At 32.3% G+C, this 1827-nt stretch carries 1 protein-coding gene; it reads left to right on the plus strand.

Annotation, left to right across the window (positions count from 1 at the left end; genetic code table 11):
• Positions 1-333: 333 nt before the first annotated feature.
• Entirely contained in the window at positions 334-477 is a 144-nt protein-coding gene (locus H710_RS06240) for a hypothetical protein (RefSeq protein ID WP_196295846.1), read from the plus strand.
• The last annotated feature ends 1350 nt before the right edge of the window (positions 478-1827 follow it).

Genomic DNA, 1827 nt, shown 5'->3' on the forward strand with positions numbered 1-1827 from the left:
GGTTCTTTTATATTTCCTAGTTGTTTGATTTTTTCTATTGTTATATTTTGAAGAGTCTTTTAATGCGGAGATATTGGGAAGAAAGCTTTTTATCTAAGGCTGTGAAAAAATAACAGTCATAATAAGAATACAAAAAAAGATATTAGAGATTGACAATTATGGCAAAAATGTGAAATATGTTTCGTTATTAGAATTCCTGGATATTTTGTGTATCGAAGATACGAGGGAGGGGGGAAGCTAAATATATTTTAGCTGTCTTCGTGTCAAAGATAATGATTTATGGGGGGATTCTGAAATTATTATCTTTAGGAGGATTTTGTAATGGATTTAAATATGAATATGTCGGCTGTGCTGAATTTTATGGAATTTTTGGTTCAAGAGTTTGTCGGGGTTGAAGAAAAGGTTGCTTCTGTGGTTATTGAACATCTCCCTAATTTATCCTCATGGGGTATGGACGCTGTATTGACTATTCTGTAAAAATGCATCTTCCCTTTAGATGCATTCTGGCTTTCGTCTTTTATGTTTTTTAACAATGTGAAAGATTTAAAGCTTTGATAATAAAGCTTTACACTTCTTAAGTGATCTTATGTTTGGGAAGATTGGAGAAAAGTTTGTTTCTTCAATTTTCCCATTTTTAAAAGATTATAGGGTTATTGTTACACTGTCATTGTTGCATTGTGTGGAGTAATCTATCCTATCAAAACTTATGAAAAATATGCCAAAATACAACATGGGTTCATAGGAGTTTTTCTTAAAGAGAAGATTGTCAAAAAATCAATTGTGATAGAGTGCGGTGTTTTTATCTGAAATGGTTGGTGAAAAGCGGTTGCTATATTCTTTTTAATGCAATTGAAAAGTCCATTTTGATATTTCTTATCTCTAACATTAAAGGCTCAAGTACATGATGTGAGAATCGATCATCATCCATGGATCATTAGATCAGGATATGCGGTCGATTTTGCAATATGATGGTCATTTACATATTCTTTTGCAGCTAAGTTATTTACATCTGTTTAGCAGAAGGAAGAACTGTCGACCATGTAAGAGTTAGTAGGCGATACAGGGTATTAAGCTTATAGTGAGGATGACATGTTTCACTCTTATTACTGTGATATTTTTCCTATAATTTATGGTGTTACCTGTCCGATGAGGCTTTCATGTAGGATTTCAATTGTTAGAATTGTAATTGTAGCCTCTTCGAGGAGAGGGAGCCGTTACCCTGTTAATGAAGGAATGATCACCTTATTTGGGCGCATTTTAATGGAATTGTTGCAAAAAGACAGTGAAGATTGGTCAACAAACAAACATTTTCTCAGGTTGCTTTTCAGAAATTTTTTTCCTTTCCATGACATAAGGAAAATTTGCGCTTTTTTGATGCAGAGTATTAAGGAAACAAGTTCGATAAAAAGCTATCAGGAGATAAAGAACGGTTATAAGGAAGCATAAAGAAGTTGATAGAGAGCTTCCTGCTTCTATAGTTCTATCTTTGTTCGTTGAAAATGTAAGATGAAAGTATTCAGTATATTGATGTTTTGGTTATTGGCTGAGATGCAAAGACGGCTTTTGATAGAAGATTTTAATTTTAAAAGGGAGTGCTTCATGAGCGCGTTATCTATGTTTATTGGTTTGGATTTTTGTTTCAATAATGGTTCAGTGCCTAAGAGCTGTTGTTACTAAAGAATTGAGAAGATAAAGGACATAATGAGAATTAAAAAAGATACGAAATGAAAAAATATAATTGACAAATTTTAAAAAAAATTGTAAAGCTCTTATATTCCTAAAGCTCTTATATTCCTAAAGCTCTTATATTCCTAAAGCTCTTATATT

Source organism: Bartonella bacilliformis Ver097, assembly GCF_000709795.1.
GTDB lineage: Bacteria > Pseudomonadota > Alphaproteobacteria > Rhizobiales > Rhizobiaceae > Bartonella > Bartonella bacilliformis_A.